A 22,231-nucleotide genomic window follows, 5' to 3' on the forward strand; every position below is an offset into this window, starting at 1 on the left:
AGAAAAAGGGGCGATTATAAGTGGAGATAGAGCGTATGGAAATAAAATCGATTATTTCAACAGAGGAAGAGTTACGGAAAATATTGGGGAAACCAAGTGAGCGAGCATTGAAAAAAGTTATTTCATCATTAGACCACCATTGTGTAGATTTCCTTTCTAAATCTCCTTTTCTAGTATTATCTACTGCAAATAAGTTGGGGGAGTGTGACGCCTCGCCGAGAGGAGACGCACCTGGATTTGTATACGTACTCAATAATAATAAAATTATCATTCCAGAAAGACCAGGAAATCGTCGTATAGACTCCATTTTGAATATTGTTTCAAATCCACGTGTAGGACTAATCTTTTTTATTCCAGGTCTTGGGGAGACACTCAGAATAAATGGCCGAGCGTATATTACAAACGACGAAGAAATTTTGAAAGAAATGCAGGCGAATGGACGCAATCCGTTACTTGGAATTGTTGTTGAAATAGAAGAGTGTTACATTCATTGTGCAAAAGCGTTTATTCGTTCTAAGATGTGGGAATCAGAATCTTGGTTAAATAAAAAAGAGTTACCTTCAGCAGCAAAAATGTTGCTGGAGCATGCGAAAGTGAATACTTCAGAAGAAGATGTTGCACGTTCTTTAGAAGAAAGTTATACAAAAAGATTGTATTAAAAATTTTATTGATATAGTTTTGTAGAGCGGATATGTACGGGGTTTAGAATGGGGAATTTATCCCGCATTAACGGGCAGTAAGACCCCCACCTCAAAATTCAGCGAAAGCAAAGAAGTTAGGTGGGGATTAACTGCCCGTAAAAGCCCGATTGGCTCAACTAATAATCAGTGGGGATGAACAAAATCCCCACTGATTAAAGTTTCACTTTATATATGAACCGTTGATTTATTAACTGGAGAAATAACAAAATAGGTAAATTGAGTGGCAGTTGCATAATGCTATTGTAAAATATAATAAAAAAATTCTTGAAAATAGTTAGTAAAAATAGGCTTGCTTTTTAAAAAGTTGATAATTATAATAAGTTAACAAATAGACATGAACGAAAAAGTAATGATAAGGACACGAAATCATTTTTACGGTTTACAGAGAGGGAAGTCAAGGGTGTGAGCTTCCTAACACGAGAAATGATTTTACCACCTTTGAACTTCAATAGTGAACGAGTAATCTAGTAATTATTGACGGTATCAGCCGTTATCTGAACTTGAGCAATCTAGAAGGAGATACGTTTAGATTGGAACAAGGGTGGAACCACGAAAACACATTCGTCCCTTTCCTAGGGATGAGTGTGTTTTTTTACGACCTTAGAGATTGAAAATTTAAAATAATTAAAAAATATTATTGATTTTGTTTTTTATGCGAGTATAATGAGTTAACAAATAAACATGAACGAAAAAGTAACGATAAGGACAAGAAATCATTTTTACGGTTTACAGAGAGGGAAGCCAAGGGTGTGAGCTTCCTAACACGAGAAATGATTTTACCACCTTTGAACTTCAATAGTGAACGAGTAATCTAGTAATTATTGACGGTATCAGCCGTTATCTGAACTTGAGCAATCTAGAAGGAGATACGTCTGTCTAGATTGGAACAAGGGTGGAACCACGAAAACACATTCGTCCCTTTCCTAGGGATGAGTGTGTTTTTTTATTACTTTGAAGGGAGGTGCGGTAATATGAAACGATTTAAAAGTACGGAAATAACCACCACCTGCATGACAAAAAAGCAGAGTAAGGTGATTTATAGGTGTAACAATTAAACTTTTAGGAGGAGATTAGAAGATGAATAACGTTATAAATGTTGGGGTATTAGGTTTAGGTACGGTCGGAAGTGGTGTTGTCCATATTTTGAAAGAACATTATAAAAAAATCGCTCTTGATACAGGATACGAAGTGAAAGTGAAAACAGTCGTTGTACGTGATTTGGAAAAAGAACGCGATGTTTGTATTGACGGAATTGCAGTAACAAGTCATGCAGATGAAGTTCTAAATGATTCAAATATTGATATTGTAGTAGAGGTAATGGGAGGAATTGAAGAAGCAAAACAGCATATTGTTAAGGCTTTACGAAATAAAAAACATGTCGTAACAGCAAATAAAGATTTAATGGCTGTATATGGTGCAGAGCTTCTTCAACTGGCGAACGATAATGATTGTGATTTATGTTACGAAGCGAGTGTAGCGGGCGGTATTCCAGTGTTAAGAGGACTAACTGATGGGCTAGCATCAGATCAAATTGAAAAAATAATGGGAATTGTAAATGGTACAACAAATTATATGTTAACAAAAATGAGTCAAAATGGATGGTCTTATGAAGAGGCTTTACAGGAAGCACAAAAATTAGGCTTTGCAGAATCGGATCCGACAGCAGATGTAGATGGACTAGATGCGGCGAGAAAGGTAGCAATTCTTGCAAACTTAGGTTTTTCGATGAATGTTTCATTAGATGATGTGCAAGTAAGAGGGATTCGAAAGGTCGAAAAAGAAGATTTACAAATGGCTGAAAAGTTAGGATTTACTATGAAGTTAATTGGTAAGGCTGAAAAACAAGGACCAGCCATTCATTTAAGTGTAGAACCGACGCTTTTACCGAGCCAGCATCCATTATCAAATGTGAATAATGAATTTAATGCGGTGTATGTCCATGGCCAAGCGGTAGGAGAAGTAATGTTTTATGGACCCGGAGCTGGAAAGTTACCGACTGGTTCTGCTGTAGTAAGTGATATTATTTCAATCGTTAAAAATATGAATCAAGTTCCGAAAAATAAAAGTGCGTTAAAAGAACCAGTTCCTTATGAATTACAAGGTGATGAAGAAGTAGTTTCGAAATATTTCTTACGCATTTCATTACGAGATGAGCCTGGGATGTTGCGGAAAATAACAGAATGTTTCGTTAATTATTCTGTAAGTTTAAAAGAGGTTATTCAATTACCTTTAAACCGTGAACTGGCAGAAGTCGTTGTTGTTACACATCGAACTTCCAAGTATCAATTCGAACGAGTTTTAGAAGCGATAGAAGCTGTCGCAAGTGAAATAAACAGTTACTACATTATTGAGGAGGAAAAACAATATGTATAAAGGACTATTAAAACAGTATGCTTCTTATTTACCGGTGAATGAAAATACACCTGATGTCAGCTTAATGGAAGGAAACACACCACTTATTCCGTTATTAAATATATCAAAACAATTAGGGATTCAGCTATATGGTAAGTACGAAGGAGCGAATCCGACAGGTTCTTTTAAAGATCGTGGTATGGTCATGGCAGTTGCTAAGGCGAAAGAAGAAGGTTCAGAAGCAATCATTTGTGCATCAACAGGTAATACATCAGCATCAGCTGCAGCATATGCGGCACGTCTTGGGATGAAATGTATTATCGTAATACCAGAAGGAAAGATTGCACATGGAAAATTAGCGCAAGCAGTTGCCTATGGAGCTGAAATTATTTCAATAGAAGGGAATTTCGATGATGCACTTAAGGCTGTAAGAAATATTGCTGCAGAAGAGCCGATTACGTTAGTAAACTCAGTAAATCCTTATCGAATTGAAGGGCAAAAAACGGCAGCATTTGAAATTTGTGACCAATTGCAAAATGCACCAGATGTTCTAGCTATCCCTGTTGGGAACGCAGGAAATATTACAGCATATTGGAAAGGTTTCTGTGAATATGAGAAAGAAAAAGGTTATAAGAAGCCAAGAATTCATGGTTTTGAAGCAGAAGGAGCAGCTGCAATTGTAAAAGGGCATGTAATTGAAGAACCTGAAACAATTGCAACTGCGATTCGTATCGGTAACCCGGCAAGTTGGTCATACGCAGTAGAGGCTGCTGAGCAGTCTCACGGTGAAATAGATATGGTATCAGATGAAGAAATATTACATGCGTATAGGTTATTGGCAAAAACTGAAGGAGTTTTCGCTGAACCGGGATCAAATGCTTCATTAGCTGGCGTAATTAAACATGTTCAATCTGGAAAAATCAAAAAAGGAGAAACGGTTGTTGCGGTTTTAACTGGAAATGGCTTGAAAGATCCTGATATCGCAATTTCTTCTAATACATTAGATATTGCAAATGTTTCAAATGATATAGAACAAATTAAAGAGCATATTAAAGGGGTGATTATGTCGTGATACCATTTAGCGTTCGTGTCCCTGCTAGTACGGCGAATGTTGGTCCTGGATTTGATTCAGTTGGAATAGCTTTGTCATTGTATTTAGATGTGGTGGTTAAAGAAAAAGCTGATAAATGGCAAGTAATCCATTCCTTTGAAGAATCAATTCCGACAGACGATAAAAATTTAATCGTTAGCACGGCATGTAAAGTATGTCCTTCTATATCACCCCATATAATAGAAGTTACTAGTAATATCCCATTAACAAGAGGGCTAGGAAGTAGTGCATCAGCGATTGTAGCTGGGATAGAGCTTGCGAATCAACTAGGCAATTTGAACTTAACTGCTGATCAAAAAGTTCAAATTGCTACAAATTTTGAAGGACATCCTGATAATGTTGCTGCTTCTATATTAGGTGGAACTGTAATTGGAGCACTTGATGGAAAGGATGTTTCCGTCGTAAGAATTGAGAGCAAGGAATTAGGTGTAATTTCTCTCATTCCGAATGAAGAATTAAATACAGATGAAAGTCGATCTGTATTACCAAAGATGTTTCCGTTTCATGAGGCAGTTAAAGCTAGTGCGATAAGTAACGTATTAGTAGCTGCATTATGTCAAAAGCGGTGGGAAGTTGTAGGTGAAATGATGGAGAGAGACCATTTTCACGAGCCATATCGTTTAGAACTCGTACCGTTATTACCATCTATTCGTAAATGCGCAAAAGAATTTGGTGCGTACGGCACAGCACTTAGCGGTGCGGGACCATCTATTTTTATATTAACGCCATATGAGAAACGTCAAGAAGTCGCTGAGCAATTAGCGAGAGTATTTACAGATATGAAAGTATGTGAGCTTGAAATCGACCATAAAGGTATTATTGTAAATAAGGAAGAGCATATTGGAACGTAAAGAAAGCTGGCATGGCTAGCTTTCTTTACGTTGCAAACCTATTTTAAATTAGGTTTTTTCGGAAAAAAATATAAAACAAATGTTGATTTTGAATAATGTAAGTAAAGAGTGCATTCATTTTGGAGGTGATTAAATGAATAAAGAGTCCCCAGAAGAAAAAAGAGAGCGTATGAGACAAAGTGAATTAAAAAGTAATCCTACGGGTTCTTTACATGACGGACTCAATAGAGCGGAAACAGGTAGTCCAGTTGATATAGCAGGCGGTATGAATTGGAAAGGTACAGGAATAATCATTTTAGTACTACTTTTAGGATACATTGTATACACTTATTTTTTCAGTTGAAGAATGCTTGTTAAAATTTTGATTTGTTTAGTTTCATAATTGTTGAGAAAAAAACGCAGTTACTGTATTACATATCTTCTAAGCGAGTTATAGTTGTTCATATCACCATTTAATACTCCAAATAGAGCTAGCAAAATGCTAGCTCTATTATTTTTTGCCACATTCCTGTAACAAACCACCTGTATATTCATTGGTGGAGGTGCAGAAGATGAAAAAAATGATAGCAATATGTCTTCTTACAACTATGTCATTTTCGACTTTAGTCGGTTGTGACGTAAAAGGTAGTAATGCTGTACAAGAGTCTAAAATAAAGAAATCGACGTATAAAGATTTTACTTATGATGTAAATCCAGAAACATTCACATTAACTGTAGAACATGAGGGTGTAAAGGAACAGGCATCACAACCCCTACCGAAAATGAAGGTATCGAATGTAAAAAAAGAAAAGGATCGTACATCGTGGGAATATCCAGATCAAAAAGTAAAAATAAAATTAGAAAAGAAAAAAGACCACTTAAACATTGAAGTGGAATCGACTGGTGCAGAAAGCTTTACATGGCCGAAAGTAGAAGCTGAAAATTATACACTTCCGTTATGGGAGGGTAAGCAAATTCCGAGCAATGATGAGAATTGGAAGAAGTTTTTAAAGGATGATGCATATTCATTTGCTGAATCATTTTCTATGAAGTTTTTCGCATTAAATGGTTCGAAATATTCAATTGTATATATTGCAAACAATATGTTTAATAATGAATTGAAATTTCATTCGGATCCGAAAATAGGATTTGATTTTACACATGAATTTCCGAGCATAAATAAAAATAAAACATATGGATTTCAATTATATGTGACAAATAATGATGCGGTAAGCATTGCTAAACTGTATAAGGATGATATTGTTCGAAAAGGTGAATTTAAAACATTACAAGAAAAGGCTAGAAAAAATAAAGAAATCGAAAAGTTATATGGAGCGGCGCATTTTTATTTTTGGAATCAAAATGGTTTATCAGAAAGTAATATAAATTGGCCAAAACTAAGAGAGCAAATAAATAGCCCGCTGTTTAGCCATATAAAAGAACTTATTCAAAAGAATAGTTCAGAGCCTGGGGAACTGAATGTATTAGATCAAGTAAGTAAACAAGATTTCATTGATAAGTATCAAAAAAATGTTATTTTACGTTATATAAACGAAGTATTATCTATGAAGGAATTTTATAAAGAGGATATTTTTCAAAACGTTGATCAGGAAGCTAGTGTGCTATTAAAGAAAGGTGTAGGTCACTTAACGAATACAGAATTGTATAGCTTAAATAAGCATTTATTAAAGTCGCTACTTGGTGATGCGGTTGAAGAGGTAAGTAAATGGGGTAATGCAGATGGAACGGACATACTAAAGGAAATGAAAGAGGCAGGAATAGAAAAAGCGTGGATTGGTCTTCCGAACTGGGAACAAGGATTTATGCAACCTAATTTCGTGACAAAAGCTAAGGAAATGGGGTATTTAGTTGGTCCGTATGATTCATATCATTCCATTCACGAAAAAAGTGATAAAAATTGGAACACAGCATCCTTTAATGACCCATCATTATACGAAGAGGCTACTGTAACGAAGAAAAACGGAGAAAAGGTGCAAGGCTTTTTAGGCAGAGGTCGCAAGTTAAACCCGACTTTATCGCTACCTAGTGTAAAGGGACGCATGAATGATATATTACAAAATGGTCCTAAATATAATTCATGGTTTATTGATTGTGATGCGACAGGTGAAATTTACGATGACTATTCAGCGAAACATATAACGACACAAGAGCAAGATTTAAAAGCACGTTTAAAACGAATGGACTACATTGCACAAGAAAAGGGTATGGTCGTTGGTTCTGAAGGTGGAAATGATTTTGCTAGTAGTACGATTGCATTTGCACACGGAATTGAAACACCTGTTATTAAATGGGACGATGAAGATATGCGGAAAAATAAAACAAGTCCGTATTATGTCGGTGGATATTGGTCACCAAATCAAAACGTTCCCGAAAAATATGCAAAACAAGTACCATTGAAAGAAGAATATAAACAAGTATATTTAAACCCAGTATATTCGGTACCATTATATAAATTAGTATACAATGATTCCGTTATTACAACGCATCATTGGGAATGGGGAAGTTTAAAGGTAAAAGATGAAGTTGGAAATCGAATGCTGTCTGAATTATTGTATAATGTTCCTCCGTTGTACCATTTAGATGAAGTAGAGTGGAATAAGCATAAAAAAGAAATTACAGAGCATCTAAAAGTTTGGAATGAAGTTCATGAAAAAGCAGTAAAAGAAGAGATGACGAATTTTGCGTATTTGTCAGAAGATAAGCTAGTACAATCTGTTTCTTATGGAAAAGATATTAAAATCATTGTGAACTTCTCAAATGAAGACATGGAAGTAGAAAAAACGAAAATAAAAGCAAAGTCGGCTTACATTGATAATCAGGGGAAGAAAAGTGTGTATACGCCGTTTGAGAAATAATAAAGTTAAATATACTGTATTCATAGAGGTTTTATAATTAGCTGGATTCTTTATTCATATCGTTTGTTAGGAAAAAGACATTCTAATTTAAAATGAAAGAGTTAATAAATTTGTAAATCCGTATGTTGCGAAGTGCTAAATTTTTGAAATTGGTAAATAGTGACTTGCCAAAAATAAGTACGAGAGTATAATGTGAAATGGAATACATATTGGATTTAAGTAGTAACCTTACAAAATTGTAAGGTTAGTGAAAGGAAATTCAATATGAAGATAAATAGACTTACATTATACTTGGTAAAGAGAAAGAGAGGCGAATGGGTATGAGCTCTGAATTAGAACAAAATACGAGAAGTAATAAAAAGCGTTCTAAAAGAAAGTCAATAAAATGGTTCATATTAATTCCATTTTTCCTACTTATTTTTGGAGGAGTAGGATATGGTTCGTTTATATATAATAAAGCAAAAGCTGTTGTAAATGATGCGTATGCAAAAATTGATAAGTCATCAAAGCGTGATAAAGAAGTTGAACCTTTAAAGGATAATATTTCAATATTAATCATGGGTGTAGATGGAAGTGAAATGAGAAAAAGCCAATATGGCGAAGCAGTTCGAACAGATGCACTTTTATTAGCAACAATTAATAAAGATGATAAGTCTGTTAAGCTAGTAAGTATTCCACGTGATTCACGTGTTTATATTCCAACTAGAAAAAAATTAGATAAAATTACTCATGCTCACGTATTTGGTGGCGTAGAAAGCACACGCGATACGGTGGAAAGATTTTTAAATGTCCCTGTTGATTATTATGTGAAGTTTAACTTTGAATCATTCGTACAAATTGTCGATTCAATTGGTGGTATTGATATTGATGTACCAGTTACTTTCACTGAACAAGATAGTAAAGACCAAGCTGGTATGATCCATTTAGAAAAAGGTTATCAACATTTAAATGGAGAACAAGCACTTGCACTTGCAAGAACGCGTAAAATTGATAGTGACGCAATGCGTGGACAGAGACAGCAACTTGTAATAGAAGCAATTGCCAAAAAAGCGATGTCTGTTCAATCAATTAGCAAAATGGGCTCTTTACTAGATGCGGTTGATAAAAACATGAAAACGAACTTAACATTTGACGATATGCTTGCCATTACAAAAAATATGGCAGGAACTAATTTGGAAATGGAAAAAATGCAAATAGAAGGTACAGATAAACGTATCGGTGGTATTTATTATTACATTCCAAATGAAAAAAATGTAAAAGATATTTCAAAAAAATTAAATGATCATTTAGGTGTAACGCCAAAACCAGTTCGAAACGAATAATAAAAAAAGATTGGCTTTTGCCAATCTTTTTTTTGAAGTGGATTAGCAACTTTTTAATAACGGTTTTTTGTTGCGGAAAAATTATACTAAAATCATTTTAATTTATATAAACAAAAGGTGTAATTATACGATATACTAGAGGGGACTATTTGGAAATTAGCTCCTAAAGTTGAAGGGAAGGAAATTCAATTTATCACTATTTATAGAACAATTGAATTGGTGGGAATTGAAACAGGTTAAAGAAAGACTGTTCAAAATGCAATTACATATTCATACACATTGAAGCGATTAAGGTGAAAGACGAAGAGATAGTAATTGCGAAAGATCATTTATCATATATTGACCAGCTATTTTGCCAGATTAATAATCATGCAATAGGTGAAAGTATTGGTTTAGCTATCGTCAAAAAATGATGGATCTTCATGGAGATACGTTAAGTCTTATAAGCACATGGAACAATACTTTTGATAAAACTCCCATTATAATACAAAAAAATCTGTTTACATGGTGAAATAAAAATAAATAGATGTATAATTATATTGGGCGATTTATATATAAGATTAATAGGGAGAGGAATTCGATAGAATGGAAAAAGCTTTAAAAATTAAACAAATAGTAGTCGTTTTAATAGCGATTGCCGCAGTAGCTATTGGGTATTACATGTTCCAATCAATTACTTCACCAGCAAAAGCTGTTGCGAAACAAGAAAACGTAGTGCAGCTTGCAAGTGAACAGCCGAAAGTTGAAATGAATAAAACGGCACCAAGTCGTTTTAATGGAAAAGAAAGAAAAGTTGCTTATCTTACATTTGACGATGGGCCAGGGAAATATACGGCTGAATTATTAAATACGCTAAAACAACATGATGCGAAGGCGACGTTCTTTTTAATTGGAGCGAATGTAAAACAATTTCCTGATTTAGTGAAACGTGAAAATGCTGAGGGTCATTATGTAGGCATGCATAGTATGACACATAATTTCGCAAAGTTATATAAAAATGGCGAGTATGTAAATGAGATGAAAGAAGATCAAGGTTTAATCGCTAATATTATTGGGAAATCACCTAAATTAACACGTCCTCCATATGGTTCGATGCCTGGATTGAATGAAGGTCTTCGAAATAAAGTGGTAGAAGCCGGACTTAAAGTATGGGATTGGACAATTGATTCATCAGATTGGAAATACAATAAAATTCCAGTTGATGCAGCTGCAGCACAAATTGCTCAAAATGTCTTAACAAACGCAACAAAACCACAAGAAGTAATTTTAATGCATGATATTCACCCGCAATCAGTTGCTGCTGTGCCAGCAATTTTAAAGGGGCTAAAAGAAAAGGGTTATGAGTTTGAAGCTTATCATGAAGAGAGTCACTTCCCAGTGAACCTCTGGCATGATAACCGTATGTAATGGAGGAATGAACGTTGAAGTATGGAAAAGTAGCAGTAGTTGGAGCATTATCAGTAGGACTTTTAACAGGTTGTTTCGGTGAAAAGCCAGAAGAAAATCTATATACAGCTTTTGAAACAGCAGCAACACAAGAAAAATCTTTAGTGGATGAAGCAAAAAAATTAGAGCAGTTAGAGAAACAAGGTCAAGAATTATATGCTCAAATTTTGCAAGAAGGTAAAGATCATAATGAAGCAGTTGTGAAGAAAATAGAGCAAGCTACTGCAAATGTAGATGACCGTGAAAAAGTATTGAAAAGTGAAAAAGAAATGCTAGAAAAAGCACAGAAGGAAACGAAATCTGTTCAAAGTAATATAGAGAAGATTGAAGATAAGAAGTTACAAAAACAAGCAAAAGCAGTAGAAGAGTCGTATAAAAATCGTTATGATGCATTCAAAAAGATGAATGAAAATTACACGAAAGTGTTAGCGACTGAAAAAGAACTGTATGAAAAATTAAAAGTAAAAGAAACGAAATTAAAAGAAATCGGTGAAAAAGTTAAAACTGTTAATGAATTAAATGTGGAAGCACAAAAATCGAAAGAGCAGTTTAACAAATTTACAAAAGAGTATAATGACAGTAAATTAGCATTCTACAAAGATGCAGAAATTAAGATTAAAGATCAGAAATAAAGAAGAATCTAAAGTGTAATAAAAAGCCGGAGAAACATCGTTATAAATGTTTTTTCGGTTTTTTACGTTAAATGAATAGAAAAGACTGGAATTGATATCATAAAAGAGTTATAGTGAGTTATTCTAAGGGAAACATTGTAAAGTAAGGAGAATGGAAATATGTCATATGAATTTTTACTCAAATTAGGTTTAGCACTATTTTTAGGATTATTCATCGGGATAGATAGGCAGCTAAAGAATAAACCACTTGGTGTGAAAACAAGTATGGTTATTTCTGTAGCAAGTTGTTTAATTACGATGGTTTCAATTGAATCTGTGTATGTATATTCTGTTCCTGGACATACAAATATGGATCCGATGCGACTGGCCGCTCAAATTGTTAGTGGAATTGGTTTTCTTGGCGCAGGTGTCATTTTACGAAGAAGTAATGACGTTATTTCTGGATTAACAACAGCTTCTATGGTGTGGGCTGCTTCAGCTTTAGGAATCGCAATTGGTGCGGGATTTTATTTACAAGCGACAGTTGCTATGGTTTTAATTATTTTAGCGATTAATGTACTTCCGCAACTTGTGAAAATTGCAGGACCGTATTCATTAAGACAAAAGGATTTATCTATAAAAATTACTGTTAAAGAGCATCATGAGTTAGATGGTATATTTAAGCAAATTAAAAATTTAGGCATGCATGTGAAACGCGTGAAAATTAAAGATATAGATAGTGGAGCATTTCAGCAACTGGAGATGGTTATTTTAGCTCCAGAAGATTTATATACAACAGAGTTATATAGTTCCCTGAAAGAGATTGATCGAGTAGTTTCAGTTGAAGTGGAAAGTAGATAATTGTGATAAAAAAGAGTGAAGTGAATTCACTCTTTTTTATTTGGATTTTTAAGAAATGAAATTGATATAATGATGAATAAAAAGGAGGAGAAATGATGGGAATACATATTAGAAGAGCAATAAAGGATGATATACCAGGTATAGCAAAGGTGCATGTTGATAGTTGGAAAACAACGTATAAAGGGATATTTGCTGACGAAATTTTAGATAATATAGCATATGAGAAACGAGAAAAACAATGGGAGGATATTTTTCAAAAAGAAGATAATCATCAGTTTAGATTTGTAGCAGAGACGTTAAATGGAACGATAGTCGGATTCATTGATGGGGGAGTTGAAAGAAGTGGTTCATATAATTGTGATGGGGAATTATATGCAATCTATCTTTTACAACAGTATCAAGGATTGAAAATAGGCCAAAAGTTATTTCAAGCGTTACTATCAGAATGTGTAAAGAATGATATGCAATCTCTTTTAGTTTGGGTCGTTATGAATAATCCTTCAAAAAAGTTTTATGAAAAATTTAACCCTGAAAAAATTGATACGAAATTTTTAGAGAGAGTAAAGGTAGAAGAAACAGCGTATTGTTGGAGAGATTTGAAATTGTTACAAAAACAAACAGCTATATAGATTGATGAAAATAATAATATTATGTAAACATATCGTAGAGAAAGGTATACCTCATTTGGTGTACCTTTTTATTAATCCATCAAAAAATGGATTAATAAAAAATAGTAGGTAATTAGTTTGAAAACAAGAATTTTTCTAGTGTACTTTTAACTAGATTAAAGAAAAGAAAGAAAAAAAGAAAAATTTTATTTGATAAAAAAATTCTGAAATATACTCTTGAATTGAATATCATTATCAATTAGAATCGTAATTGATAACGACATTCAATTATCGTTTATTATATAAAATTTCGATAGCTTTAATATAAAGAGGAGGAACTAACAGTAAGTGAAAACATAAGTAAACGTGGATATGCGTAATGAAAAATATAAGCTCGATGACTGCATGGAGAGAAATGTTTCAACCATCACCATCGCACACAAAGATAGGTTTTTCCGTTTTGATTATGATTGGTTTGATGGATTTCTTCATAAGTTGGGAGTCAAAGTTATCATTGTTACTAATGAAAGGTTGTCTCCACAAGAAGAGTTTGCTTAGTATTTGATATCTGTTATTCACATATTTAGTTGTAGGATATACAGATTGAGGAAATACAAAAAGAGAATGTCGGAGGATGAAGATCTATGAAAAAAGCATATCTAATAGAGATTAAGCCGACAAATGAACAAATAATCAAGATCCATCAAACGATTGGAGTGTGCAGGTATGTTTACAATCTATATCTTTCGAAAAACAAAGAGATATATGAATCCGAGGGGAAATCTCTTAGTGGCTATGAATTTTCTAAATGGCTAAATAACATTCATACAAAAGAATGTGACCAGTGGATAAAAGAAGTATCAAGTAAAGCTGTAAAACAAGCGATTATGAACGGAGATAAAGCTTTTAAGCAATTTTTTAAAGGTTTATCTAAGTTTCCACGCTACAAGAAAAAGAAAAATGAAGATGTAAAATATTATTTTCCTAAAAACAACAAAACAGATTGGATAGTTGAAAGACATAGAGTAAAAATCCCTACGATTGGATGGATGAGATTAAAAGAGTATGGATATATTTCAAAAGATGCGGTTGTAAAAAGCGGAACGATAGCTAAAAGAGCAGGAAAATATTTTGTATCTGTGCTTTGTGAATTGGAAGAAACAAAAGCGAAGCCAACACTCCATTCAACAGGTGTAGGCATTGATTTAGGCGTGAAAGATTTCGCTGTACGTAGCGATGGGAAAATTCACAAAAATATAAACAAAACAGGAAAAGTAAAAAAGATAGAAAAGCGGTTAAAACGTGAACAACGCTCTTTATCACGTAAATTTGAAAATCTAAAAAAGAGAGGTGAACACTCTGTTACTAATAAAAGAGCGAATATAGATAAAAACATTCTTAGGGTGCAAAAACTACATGCCAAGCTAGCAAACATTCGATTAGCGTATGTAAAGTCTGTTGTAAATGGTGTGGTGAAAACCAAGCCAACGTTTATTACAGTAGAAGATTTGAATGTGAAAGGTATGATGAAGAATAAACATCTATCTAAAGCAGTTGCTAAGCAGTGCTTTTATACATTTAAAACATGGTTATTGACGAAATGTGAGGAATATGGAATTGAACTACGTCAAGTAGACAGGTTCTATCCATCTTCAAAGTTATGTTCATGTTGTGGTCAAAAGAAAGTAGACTTAAAGCTATCCAACCGAGTATATGAATGTGACTGTGGAAATGTAATGGATAGAGATTTGAACGCGTCAATCAACCTTTTACAAGCAAAAGAATATATAATACTAACGTAAATAGATTGTATATATGTACGGTGGGCTACATCGGAATTTACGCCTGTGGAGTGTTACAGCAAACTGTAGTAGTGAGTGATTGGCGAGACAGGACACGTAGAAACAGGAATACTCTAAGAATGTACATTTATCTATATTTTTAGTAGCAGGACCAGTATGCAGCATGCGAAACAAATCGCAGAACATGCAACATTACAAAGCTTTTTAAACTGTTATTTAAGAGAAACAGGGAGTGGAGAATGGATTACAGAGGATGAAAGAATGAAGAGTATCTTCAGTAATACGTTGAATAGAGATACAGTCCCCACATATTTATGTTGTCGGCTATCGGCACAGAACGTTACTTTGTATGGAGAAGTTATATATAAATCATCAACAGATCGCCATTTGTTTGGAGAACAATTTTATTATCAAATTGGAGATAGTAATTCTGTTATTAAAGCAGATTACGTTACAGTTATTACATTTTTAATAAAAGAGATGTCTATCAACTACGGAGAAGGGACGAATCCTGCGGAACTCATGCTTCGAGTCATTCGTAGTTGTCAAAATATTGAGGAATTTACAAGAGAGAGAATAGAAGATACATCCGCATTATACGGTTTCCATACAACTTTTATAGAAGCGGAGCAGTCTTTATTGTTTGGGCATTTAACTCATCCTACACCAAAGAGTAGACAAGGGATATTGGATTGGAAAAGTGCAATGTATTCTCCAGAATTAAAAGGAGAATGTCAGCTTCATTATTTTCGGGCACATAAAAGTATAGTAAATGAAAAATCATTATTATCAGATTCTACAACAACGATTATAAAAGAAGAATTAAGTAATGATGAGATGGTTAGTAAGGAATTTATAGCGAAGTACTGTAAGGAAGATCAATATGCATTGATTCCAATTCATCCGCTTCAGGCAGAATGGCTCTTGCATCAAGCTTACGTACAAGATTGGATAGTTCAAGAATTGCTTGAGTATATTGGTCCTGTAGGTAAGTATTATATGGCAACATCATCACTAAGGACGCTATATCATCCCGATTCGAAGTATATGCTTAAGTTTTCATTTCCGGTGAAAGTAACGAATTCAATGCGTATTAATAAACTGAAAGAACTTGAGAGTGGTCTTGAAGGGAAGGAAATGTTAAATACGGCTATTGGTGAAGTACGAGAAAGATTTCCAGGCTTTGATTTTATTTGTGATCCAGCCTATATTACATTAAATTATGGAACACAAGAATCTGGATTTGAAGTGATTATTCGCGAGAACCCTTTTTATAGTGAACATGCAAACGACGCAACATTAATTGCTGGGCTAGTTCAAGACGCTATACCTGGGGAGCGTACGCGGTTATCGAATATTATTCATCGCCTAGCAGATTTAGAAAGTAAAAGCTGTGAAGAAGTAAGCTTAGAGTGGTTTAGACGATATATGAATATTTCTTTAAAGCCAATGGTATGGATGTATTTACAGTATGGTGTTGCATTAGAAGCTCATCAGCAAAATAGCGTTGTTCAGCTAAAGGATGGTTATCCGGTCAAATATTATTTCCGTGATAATCAAGGGTTTTATTTCTGTAATTCAATGAAAGAGATGCTTAATAATGAATTAGCTGGTATTGGAGAACGTACTGGAAATTTATATGACGACTATATTGTGGATGAGAGATTTCGTTACTACTTAATTTTCAATCATATGTTTGGCCTTATTAATGGTTTTGGCACAGCAGGATTAATTAAGGAGGAAATTCTTCTCTCGGAATTAAGGTCTGTACTTGAATCATACCTTCCATATAACCGGGAACCTTCAACATTTTTAAGAGAATTGTTGGACGAAGATAAGTTAGCATGTAAAGCAAATTTACTAACGAGATTTTTCGATGTCGATGAGTTAAGTAATCCATTAGAGCAAGCAATTTATGTGCAAGTACATAATCCACTCGTTAGAGAAGTGGCTGTTCGTTCATAAATAGCGTTAAAATTTCACGTAATACAAATAATGGTATTTTGTCATAAGGTGGAGGGTTTTATGAGATTGGACATGTATCATACGAAAGTATTGAAGGCACTCGAATCAGAAGATTACATTTCAGTACGAAGAAGAGTGCTACGTCAATTAGTAGAATCGTTAATTTATGAGGGGATTATTACACCGGTTCGCATAGAAAAAGAAGAACAAATTCTTTTTATAATACAAGGACTTGATGAAGAAGACAAAAGTGTCACGTACAAATGCTATGGCAGGGAACGGATGACATTTGGACGTATTTCTTTAGACTCATTAATAGTAAGAGGCCAAGATGAACAGCAAGAAATACAATCTGTCTCGCAATTTCTAGAAGAAGTTTTTCGGGTTGCTAGTGTAGAACAAGCTAAATTAGATTCTTTTATACACGAATTAGAACAAACAATATTTAAAGACACGATTGCACAATATGAAAGAAATAATAAGAAAGAATACACTCAAAAATCTTACGATGAGTTTGAAAGCCATTTAATAGACGGCCATCCATATCACCCTAGTTATAAAGCTCGTATTGGATTTCAATATCGTGACAATTTTCAATATGGATATGAATTTATGCAGCCAATAAAACTCATATGGATTGCAGCGCATAAAAAATACTCCAGTGTAGGGTATGAGAATGAAGTAATTTATGACGAAATTTTAATAGAGGAGATTGGTGAGCGTAAATTAGAAGAGTTTATGGAGCGAATTCGTAATCGGGGATGTAATCCAAAACAGTACGTGTTTATACCTGTTCATCCTTGGCAGTGGGAGAATTTCATCATTTCAAATTATGCGGATCATATACAGGGTAAATTTATTATTTATTTAGGAACATCAGAGGATGAGTATTGCGCGCAACAGTCAATGAGAACGGTAAGAAATATTACGAGTCCAAAGAAACCGTACGTTAAATTATCGATGAATTTACTCAACACTTCAACACTCCGTACGTTGAAACCGTATTCTGTTGTGAGTGCACCAGCAATATCAAATTGGTTAAGTGATGTTGTAAGTAATGACGCCTATTTAAGCGATGAAGCACGTTTAATCTTGTTAAAGGAGTTTTCCAGTGTAACGTATGACACGAATAAGAAAGCTATATATGGTTCATTAGGATGTATTTGGCGCGAAAGCGTTCACAAGTATTTAGATGCACAAGAGGACGCAATTCCTTTTAATGGTTTATACGCTAAAGAGAAAGATGGTACACCAATTATTGATGCATGGTTGAACAAATATGGAATGAAGGATTGGCTACAATTACTTATTCAAAAAGCGATAATACCAGTTATACATCTTGTTGTAGAGCATGGCATTGCACTGGAATCACATGGACAAAATATGATTCTAGTCCATAAAGAAGGAGTGCCTGTTCGTATGGCGTTAAAGGATTTTCATGAAGGGCTTGAGTTTTATCGTCCATACTTGAAAGAAGTTGACAAATGTCCCGACTTTACTAAAATGCATAAAACATATGCGAATGGAAAAATGAATGATTTCTTTGAAATGGATCGCATCGAATGTTTGCAAGAGATGGTGTTAGATGCACTTTTTCTGTTTAATTTAGGAGAATTAGCATTTGTACTTGCGGATGAATATGGATTGAAAGAAGAACATTTTTGGATGATGGTTGTTGAAGAAATTGAGAATCATTTAAGAATATATCCACATTTGAAAGGTAGATTTGAAAACATTCAATTATATGCACCTACATTCTATGCTGAACAATTAACGAAACGTCGATTATATATGGATGTGGAATCGCTTGTTCATGAAGTTCCAAATCCATTGTATAGAGTAAGACAACTTATGAAACAAAAATCATTTGTTACAGGGGGAAATTATGCTAATCGTTAATAAACAAGAGTATAGCAAAAGTGATTTTGAATTGAGATTACAAGTTTATGCGGAAATGGAACAATTTCAAGAAGCAGAAGGAAATAGATTTGCACTTTGTCTGAAAGATCCATTCGATATTATTACGCTTGTGTTTTTCTTAAAAGAAAAGAAATTATCAGTATTGCTTATACATGAAGATACGCCAAAAGAAACGGCTATTGAAATGGCAAAGCGTGCAAATTGTATCGGGATATTATATGGAGAATATCCCGATTTTACGAAATTAGAAGTAGTGAACGCTTTACTAGAAGAGCCTTCTTTATTGCAATATAGTTCTGGAACTACAGGGGAACCGAAATTGATTCGTAGAGCATGGACAGAAGTTGATACGGAAATTAACGCTTATAATGAAGCTTTAAACTGTGGAGTAGATGAAGTGCCAATCGTTATGGCTCCTGTTTCACATTCATACGGACTAATATGTGGTACGTTATCAGCAATTACGAGGGGGAGCAAGCCTGTAATCATTACGAACAAAAATCCTAAATTCGCATTAAATATAGTTCGTAATATAGAAAAACATATCATATATGCAGTGCCACTTATGTTACACATTATGGGGAGTTTCCCGCAAGGAACGTTTCAGTTTCATAAAATTATGACATCCGGAGCACCTTTACCAGAAGCATTATTTTATAAACTAAAAGAAATGACAACATATATGATGCAGCAATACGGTTGTTCTGAAGCAGGTTGTATTAGTATATGTCATGATATGAAAAGCCATTTAGATTTAGGTAATCCACTACCTCATGCGAGTATAAGTATAGGTTCAGATGAAAATATGCCCGAAGAAATCGTAGTGAAAATGAAAGATAAGGAAATTTTCACGAAAGATTTGGGGTATAAATCTGAGCATGGTCTTCATTTTATGGGGCGCATGGATGATGTGATTAACGTTTCAGGATTAAAAGTCTTTCCGATAGAGGTAGAAGAAACAATGCTTCGACTAGAAGGCGTTCAAGAGGCAATTGTATATCGGGGAAAACATCCTGTGATGGGCGAAGTTGTTAAAGCGAAAGTAATCTCTCATGTTGATCCAGTGCGAATAAGAGAATGGTGTATGCAGCATTTACCACCTTATAAAGTTCCGCATGAGATTGAAAGTATAACTGAAATTCCGAAAAATAAAACTGGAAAAGTAAGTAGAAAATTACTAGAGATGGGAGAGGTTACAACATGAGACGTGAAACATTAAAAAATGAAGTGTTGAAAATTATGACAGAAAAAATGGAGCTAAAAAATGTAACGCATTTAGAAGAAACGATGCGTTTAAACCAAGATTTATATATAGATTCGGTAATGATGTTACAACTCATAGTCTACATAGAAATGGATGTAAAGCTATGCGTTCCAGAGGATGAGGTAGACCCAAAAGCATTTCTTACTGTAGGATCTTTGCTTGATTTTATGGAGGAGTTACAGCCGGTATAAGTAGTAAATGTGAATAATTAACCTTTAGGAAAGTGGATGAGAATATGACTTCAATTAAAGTTCACTGTTTAGTGAGTTGTTTTTGTGAAATTATAAAAAGGCGTAGCGATATAGATTTCCGTCCATTTTATTTTGGATTATGGGACGGAGATTTTGATATAACAGAAGGCGGCATTATCTCGTATCACTCCGAAAATATTAACCATGATAATTATTTATTATGGTATGAAAAATTGTACGGTATGAAAGTGAACGAATGGTATGATCATGCAAAAGGTAAAGATAGCAATGTAGAAACGTTTTTACAATTAGTAGAAAACAAGCCAGAAAATCGCTATGTCATTGTAATGGTTGATATGTCTCTATTGCCAGAGAGGGAAAATAAATTTCATCAAAAACCGTTTCCGCATTATTTAATGATATCGAAGACAGAGAAAGATGAAGAATGGTTCATGCTAGATCCTGATTTTCGCTGGGAAGGGAATATGGAAAGAGAAAAAGTGCTTCACTCTGTTCAAGATAACCCATTTGGTGGAGGGTATTTCATTGATGTAGAAGAAATTCAGGAGCCATCAGAAGAAATGGTAGCGAGTTATTTCATAGAAACTTTCAAAAGAAATGACAATGAACTGACTATGGAATTGAAAAATTTAATTATAAAAATGGCAAATGAAGAAGAAGGTTATTCGCTTTCTGGTCTTGTAGCGGCAGTGAAGCAAATACCAGTACTTGCAATTCGTAAATATAGTTATGAACATGCCTTTGCATACTTCCGTGAAACGTTGCAATATTCGGAGCAAGAGTTTGATTATTGGTGTGATCGGGTAGAGGATATTGTACAAGGATTTACAAATGTACAGTATCGAGCAATTAAAATGGCGATGACGAATAATAAAGGCATGTTATTATCAATTGTTGAAAAGTTGGATGAAATGAATGCAATTGAACTGCAAATTAAGAAGGAATTAGAGAGACAGTTTCTATCATGGAAAGGTATGAAAACAAATCAGTCTGTCGTAACTCTTTAATAAGCTAACTGAATTTAAGATAGGGGAGTTTAATGCTATGAAATATTCGCTATGTACCATTTCATTTCGTCATCAATTAATTTCATTTACTGATATTGTTCAATTTGCATATGAAAACGGTTTTGAAGGAATTGAATTATGGGGGACGCATGCACAAAATTTGTACATGCAAGAACGTGAAACGACAGAACGAGAATTGAATTTTCTAAAGGATAAAAACTTAGAAATTACGATGATAAGTGATTACTTAGATATATCATTATCAGCAGATTTTGAAAAAACGATAGAGAAAAGTGAACAACTTGTAGTACTAGCTAATTGGTTTAATACGAATAAAATTCGCACGTTTGCTGGGCAAAAAGGGAGCGAGGACTTCTCGGAACAAGAGAGAAAAGAGTATGTGAAGCGAATACATAAGATTTGTGATGTGTTTGCTCAGCACAATATGTATGTGCTGTTAGAAACACATCCCAATACACTAACGGACACATTGCCTGCTACTATAGAACTATTAGAAGAAGTAAATCATCCGAATTTAAAAATAAATCTTGATTTTCTTCATATATGGGAGTCTGGCGCAGATCCAATAGACAGTTTCCATCGATTAAAGCCGTGGACATTACATTACCATTTTAAGAATATATCTTCAGCGAATTATTTGCATGTGTTTGAACCTAATAATGTATATGCTGCAGCAGGAAGTCGTATTGGTATGGTTCCGTTATTTGAAGGTATTGTAAATTATGATGAGATTATTCAGGAAGTGAGGGATACGAATCTTTTTGCTTCCTTAGAATGGTTTGGACATAACTCAAAAGAGATATTAAAAGAAGAAATAAAAGTATTAATAAATAGAAATTTAGAAGTAGTAACTTCGTAATGTGAAATGATGTGAGAGTCTCGTTTAGAGGCTCTTTTTTTATCGTGAAATAATAACCAAAAATTTCCATGTATTTTAATTTGAATTTTACACAATTTATATATAAATAAGGAGGTGATTGGTAATGGCTAGAAATCGTAATTCTAATCAATTAGCATCACATGGAGCACAAGCAGCTTTAGATCAAATGAAGTATGAAATTGCACAAGAGTTCGGTGTACAACTGGGAGCTGATACTTCTTCACGTGCAAACGGTTCTGTAGGCGGTGAAATCACAAAACGCCTAGTAGCGATGGCAGAACAACAGCTTGGTGGCGGATATACTCGCTAAATGTAGAAGGTTATAGGAGAAAGGAAGGATTCTTCCTTTCTTTTTTTTTCAATTAATTGGTATGGATATATAGCGAACAGAATTCAAAGAATAGAAGTAATACTATATTTTACCCAATTTCTTTTGTTGTGA

General features: G+C 34.1%; 20 protein-coding genes and 2 other annotated features. All 20 genes read left to right on the forward strand.

The features are described 5' to 3' along the window. The first annotated feature begins 20 nt into the window (after positions 1–20). The 20 genes from MHI26_RS09885 to MHI26_RS09985 all read left to right on the forward strand — a co-directional run bounded on the left by MHI26_RS09885 (position 21) and on the right by MHI26_RS09985 (position 22,099). Complete coding sequence (locus MHI26_RS09885) at positions 21–659, forward strand: pyridoxamine 5'-phosphate oxidase family protein (RefSeq protein WP_061667449.1); 639 nt, start codon at positions 21–23, stop codon at positions 657–659. A gap of 382 nt (positions 660–1,041) precedes the next feature. Next, positions 1,042–1,273 (forward strand) — a binding site (T-box leader). A gap of 115 nt (positions 1,274–1,388) precedes the next feature. Beyond that, positions 1,389–1,624, forward strand: a binding site (T-box leader). A 154-nt stretch (positions 1,625–1,778) separates the two neighbouring features. Then, positions 1,779–3,074 (forward strand): homoserine dehydrogenase, encoded by a 1,296-nt coding sequence (locus tag MHI26_RS09890; protein WP_001066903.1) that lies wholly within the window; start codon positions 1,779–1,781, stop codon positions 3,072–3,074. Further along, on the forward strand, positions 3,067–4,125 hold the full coding sequence (gene thrC / locus MHI26_RS09895; RefSeq protein WP_000276436.1) for a threonine synthase: 1,059 nt from the start codon (positions 3,067–3,069) through the stop codon (positions 4,123–4,125). The genes MHI26_RS09890 and thrC overlap by 8 nt, the downstream gene beginning before the upstream one ends. After that, positions 4,122–5,015 (forward strand): homoserine kinase, encoded by an 894-nt coding sequence (gene thrB, locus MHI26_RS09900; protein ID WP_000612101.1) that lies wholly within the window; start codon positions 4,122–4,124, stop codon positions 5,013–5,015. The genes thrC and thrB overlap by 4 nt, the downstream gene beginning before the upstream one ends. Before the next feature lie 133 nt (positions 5,016–5,148). Continuing rightward, complete coding sequence (locus MHI26_RS09905) at positions 5,149–5,358, forward strand: DUF6366 family protein (protein ID WP_001031479.1); 210 nt, start codon at positions 5,149–5,151, stop codon at positions 5,356–5,358. A gap of 208 nt (positions 5,359–5,566) precedes the next feature. Next, positions 5,567–7,870, forward strand: a complete 2,304-nt coding sequence (locus tag MHI26_RS09910) for a glycoside hydrolase (protein WP_061667450.1) — start codon at positions 5,567–5,569, stop codon at positions 7,868–7,870. Positions 7,871–8,190: 320 nt separating this feature from the next. Beyond that, entirely contained in the window at positions 8,191–9,192 is a 1,002-nt protein-coding gene (locus tag MHI26_RS09915) for an LCP family protein (protein ID WP_042973251.1), read from the forward strand. A gap of 585 nt (positions 9,193–9,777) precedes the next feature. Next, a complete protein-coding gene (locus MHI26_RS09925) occupies positions 9,778–10,599 on the forward strand; it encodes a peptidoglycan-N-acetylglucosamine deacetylase (RefSeq protein ID WP_000409487.1) in 822 nt (273 codons plus the stop codon). Between the two features lie 14 nt (positions 10,600–10,613). Further along, on the forward strand, positions 10,614–11,270 hold the full coding sequence (locus tag MHI26_RS09930; RefSeq protein WP_000873563.1) for a YkyA family protein: 657 nt from the start codon (positions 10,614–10,616) through the stop codon (positions 11,268–11,270). Positions 11,271–11,429: 159 nt separating this feature from the next. After that, on the forward strand, positions 11,430–12,110 hold the full coding sequence (locus tag MHI26_RS09935; protein WP_061667451.1) for an MgtC/SapB family protein: 681 nt from the start codon (positions 11,430–11,432) through the stop codon (positions 12,108–12,110). A gap of 95 nt (positions 12,111–12,205) precedes the next feature. Beyond that, positions 12,206–12,739, forward strand: coding sequence for a GNAT family N-acetyltransferase (locus MHI26_RS09940; protein WP_061667452.1), 534 nt, complete (start codon positions 12,206–12,208; stop codon positions 12,737–12,739). A 345-nt stretch (positions 12,740–13,084) separates the two neighbouring features. Continuing rightward, a complete protein-coding gene (locus MHI26_RS09945; protein WP_000367564.1) occupies positions 13,085–13,276 on the forward strand; it encodes a hypothetical protein in 192 nt (63 codons plus the stop codon). Between the two features lie 86 nt (positions 13,277–13,362). Further along, the gene (locus tag MHI26_RS09950) at positions 13,363–14,520 is read left to right on the forward strand and encodes an RNA-guided endonuclease InsQ/TnpB family protein (protein ID WP_061667453.1); all 1,158 of its coding nucleotides are present in this window, start codon (positions 13,363–13,365) and stop codon (positions 14,518–14,520) included. Between the two features lie 156 nt (positions 14,521–14,676). Beyond that, the gene (locus MHI26_RS09955; protein WP_061667454.1) at positions 14,677–16,485 is read left to right on the forward strand and encodes an IucA/IucC family protein; all 1,809 of its coding nucleotides are present in this window, start codon (positions 14,677–14,679) and stop codon (positions 16,483–16,485) included. A gap of 60 nt (positions 16,486–16,545) precedes the next feature. Further along, complete coding sequence (locus MHI26_RS09960; protein ID WP_061667455.1) at positions 16,546–18,384, forward strand: IucA/IucC family protein; 1,839 nt, start codon at positions 16,546–16,548, stop codon at positions 18,382–18,384. Then, positions 18,371–19,609: an AMP-binding protein gene (locus tag MHI26_RS09965; RefSeq protein ID WP_061667456.1), complete on the forward strand. Its 1,239-nt coding sequence runs from the start codon at positions 18,371–18,373 to the stop codon at positions 19,607–19,609. The genes MHI26_RS09960 and MHI26_RS09965 overlap by 14 nt, the downstream gene beginning before the upstream one ends. Beyond that, complete coding sequence (gene asbD / locus MHI26_RS09970) at positions 19,606–19,860, forward strand: petrobactin biosynthesis protein AsbD (protein ID WP_001250756.1); 255 nt, start codon at positions 19,606–19,608, stop codon at positions 19,858–19,860. The genes MHI26_RS09965 and asbD overlap by 4 nt, the downstream gene beginning before the upstream one ends. Before the next feature lie 44 nt (positions 19,861–19,904). Continuing rightward, positions 19,905–20,888 carry a petrobactin biosynthesis protein AsbE gene (gene asbE, locus MHI26_RS09975; RefSeq protein ID WP_061667457.1) on the forward strand — a complete coding sequence of 328 codons (984 nt, stop codon included), beginning with the start codon at positions 19,905–19,907 and terminating at the stop codon, positions 20,886–20,888. A 37-nt stretch (positions 20,889–20,925) separates the two neighbouring features. After that, on the forward strand, positions 20,926–21,768 hold the full coding sequence (locus MHI26_RS09980; RefSeq protein WP_000877679.1) for a sugar phosphate isomerase/epimerase family protein: 843 nt from the start codon (positions 20,926–20,928) through the stop codon (positions 21,766–21,768). 124 nt (positions 21,769–21,892) lie between these two features. Further along, positions 21,893–22,099: an alpha/beta-type small acid-soluble spore protein gene (locus tag MHI26_RS09985; protein WP_000113545.1), complete on the forward strand. Its 207-nt coding sequence runs from the start codon at positions 21,893–21,895 to the stop codon at positions 22,097–22,099. Positions 22,100–22,231 lie beyond the last annotated feature (132 nt).

This window comes from Bacillus sp. FSL K6-1218 (assembly GCF_038006445.1).
Lineage (GTDB): Bacteria > Bacillota > Bacilli > Bacillales > Bacillaceae_G > Bacillus_A > Bacillus_A thuringiensis_S.

Bases quoted from the DNA above. Each gene is read 5' to 3' on its own strand.
- MHI26_RS09890 (WP_001066903.1), top strand. From the start codon at position 1,779: ATGAATAACGTTATAAATGTTGGGGTATTAGGTTTAGGTACGGTCGGA.
- thrC (WP_000276436.1), top strand. From the start codon at position 3,067: ATGTATAAAGGACTATTAAAACAGTATGCTTCTTATTTACCGGTGAAT.
- MHI26_RS09905 (WP_001031479.1), top strand. From the start codon at position 5,149: ATGAATAAAGAGTCCCCAGAAGAAAAAAGAGAGCGTATGAGACAAAGT.
- MHI26_RS09910 (WP_061667450.1), top strand. From the start codon at position 5,567: ATGAAAAAAATGATAGCAATATGTCTTCTTACAACTATGTCATTTTCG.
- MHI26_RS09915 (WP_042973251.1), top strand. From the start codon at position 8,191: ATGAGCTCTGAATTAGAACAAAATACGAGAAGTAATAAAAAGCGTTCT.
- MHI26_RS09925 (WP_000409487.1), top strand. From the start codon at position 9,778: ATGGAAAAAGCTTTAAAAATTAAACAAATAGTAGTCGTTTTAATAGCG.
- MHI26_RS09935 (WP_061667451.1), top strand. From the start codon at position 11,430: ATGTCATATGAATTTTTACTCAAATTAGGTTTAGCACTATTTTTAGGA.
- MHI26_RS09940 (WP_061667452.1), top strand. From the start codon at position 12,206: ATGGGAATACATATTAGAAGAGCAATAAAGGATGATATACCAGGTATA.
- MHI26_RS09950 (WP_061667453.1), top strand. From the start codon at position 13,363: ATGAAAAAAGCATATCTAATAGAGATTAAGCCGACAAATGAACAAATA.
- MHI26_RS09955 (WP_061667454.1), top strand. From the start codon at position 14,677: ATGCAGCATGCGAAACAAATCGCAGAACATGCAACATTACAAAGCTTT.
- MHI26_RS09960 (WP_061667455.1), top strand. From the start codon at position 16,546: ATGAGATTGGACATGTATCATACGAAAGTATTGAAGGCACTCGAATCA.
- MHI26_RS09965 (WP_061667456.1), top strand. From the start codon at position 18,371: ATGCTAATCGTTAATAAACAAGAGTATAGCAAAAGTGATTTTGAATTG.
- asbD (WP_001250756.1), top strand. From the start codon at position 19,606: ATGAGACGTGAAACATTAAAAAATGAAGTGTTGAAAATTATGACAGAA.
- asbE (WP_061667457.1), top strand. From the start codon at position 19,905: ATGACTTCAATTAAAGTTCACTGTTTAGTGAGTTGTTTTTGTGAAATT.
- MHI26_RS09980 (WP_000877679.1), top strand. From the start codon at position 20,926: ATGAAATATTCGCTATGTACCATTTCATTTCGTCATCAATTAATTTCA.
- MHI26_RS09985 (WP_000113545.1), top strand. From the start codon at position 21,893: ATGGCTAGAAATCGTAATTCTAATCAATTAGCATCACATGGAGCACAA.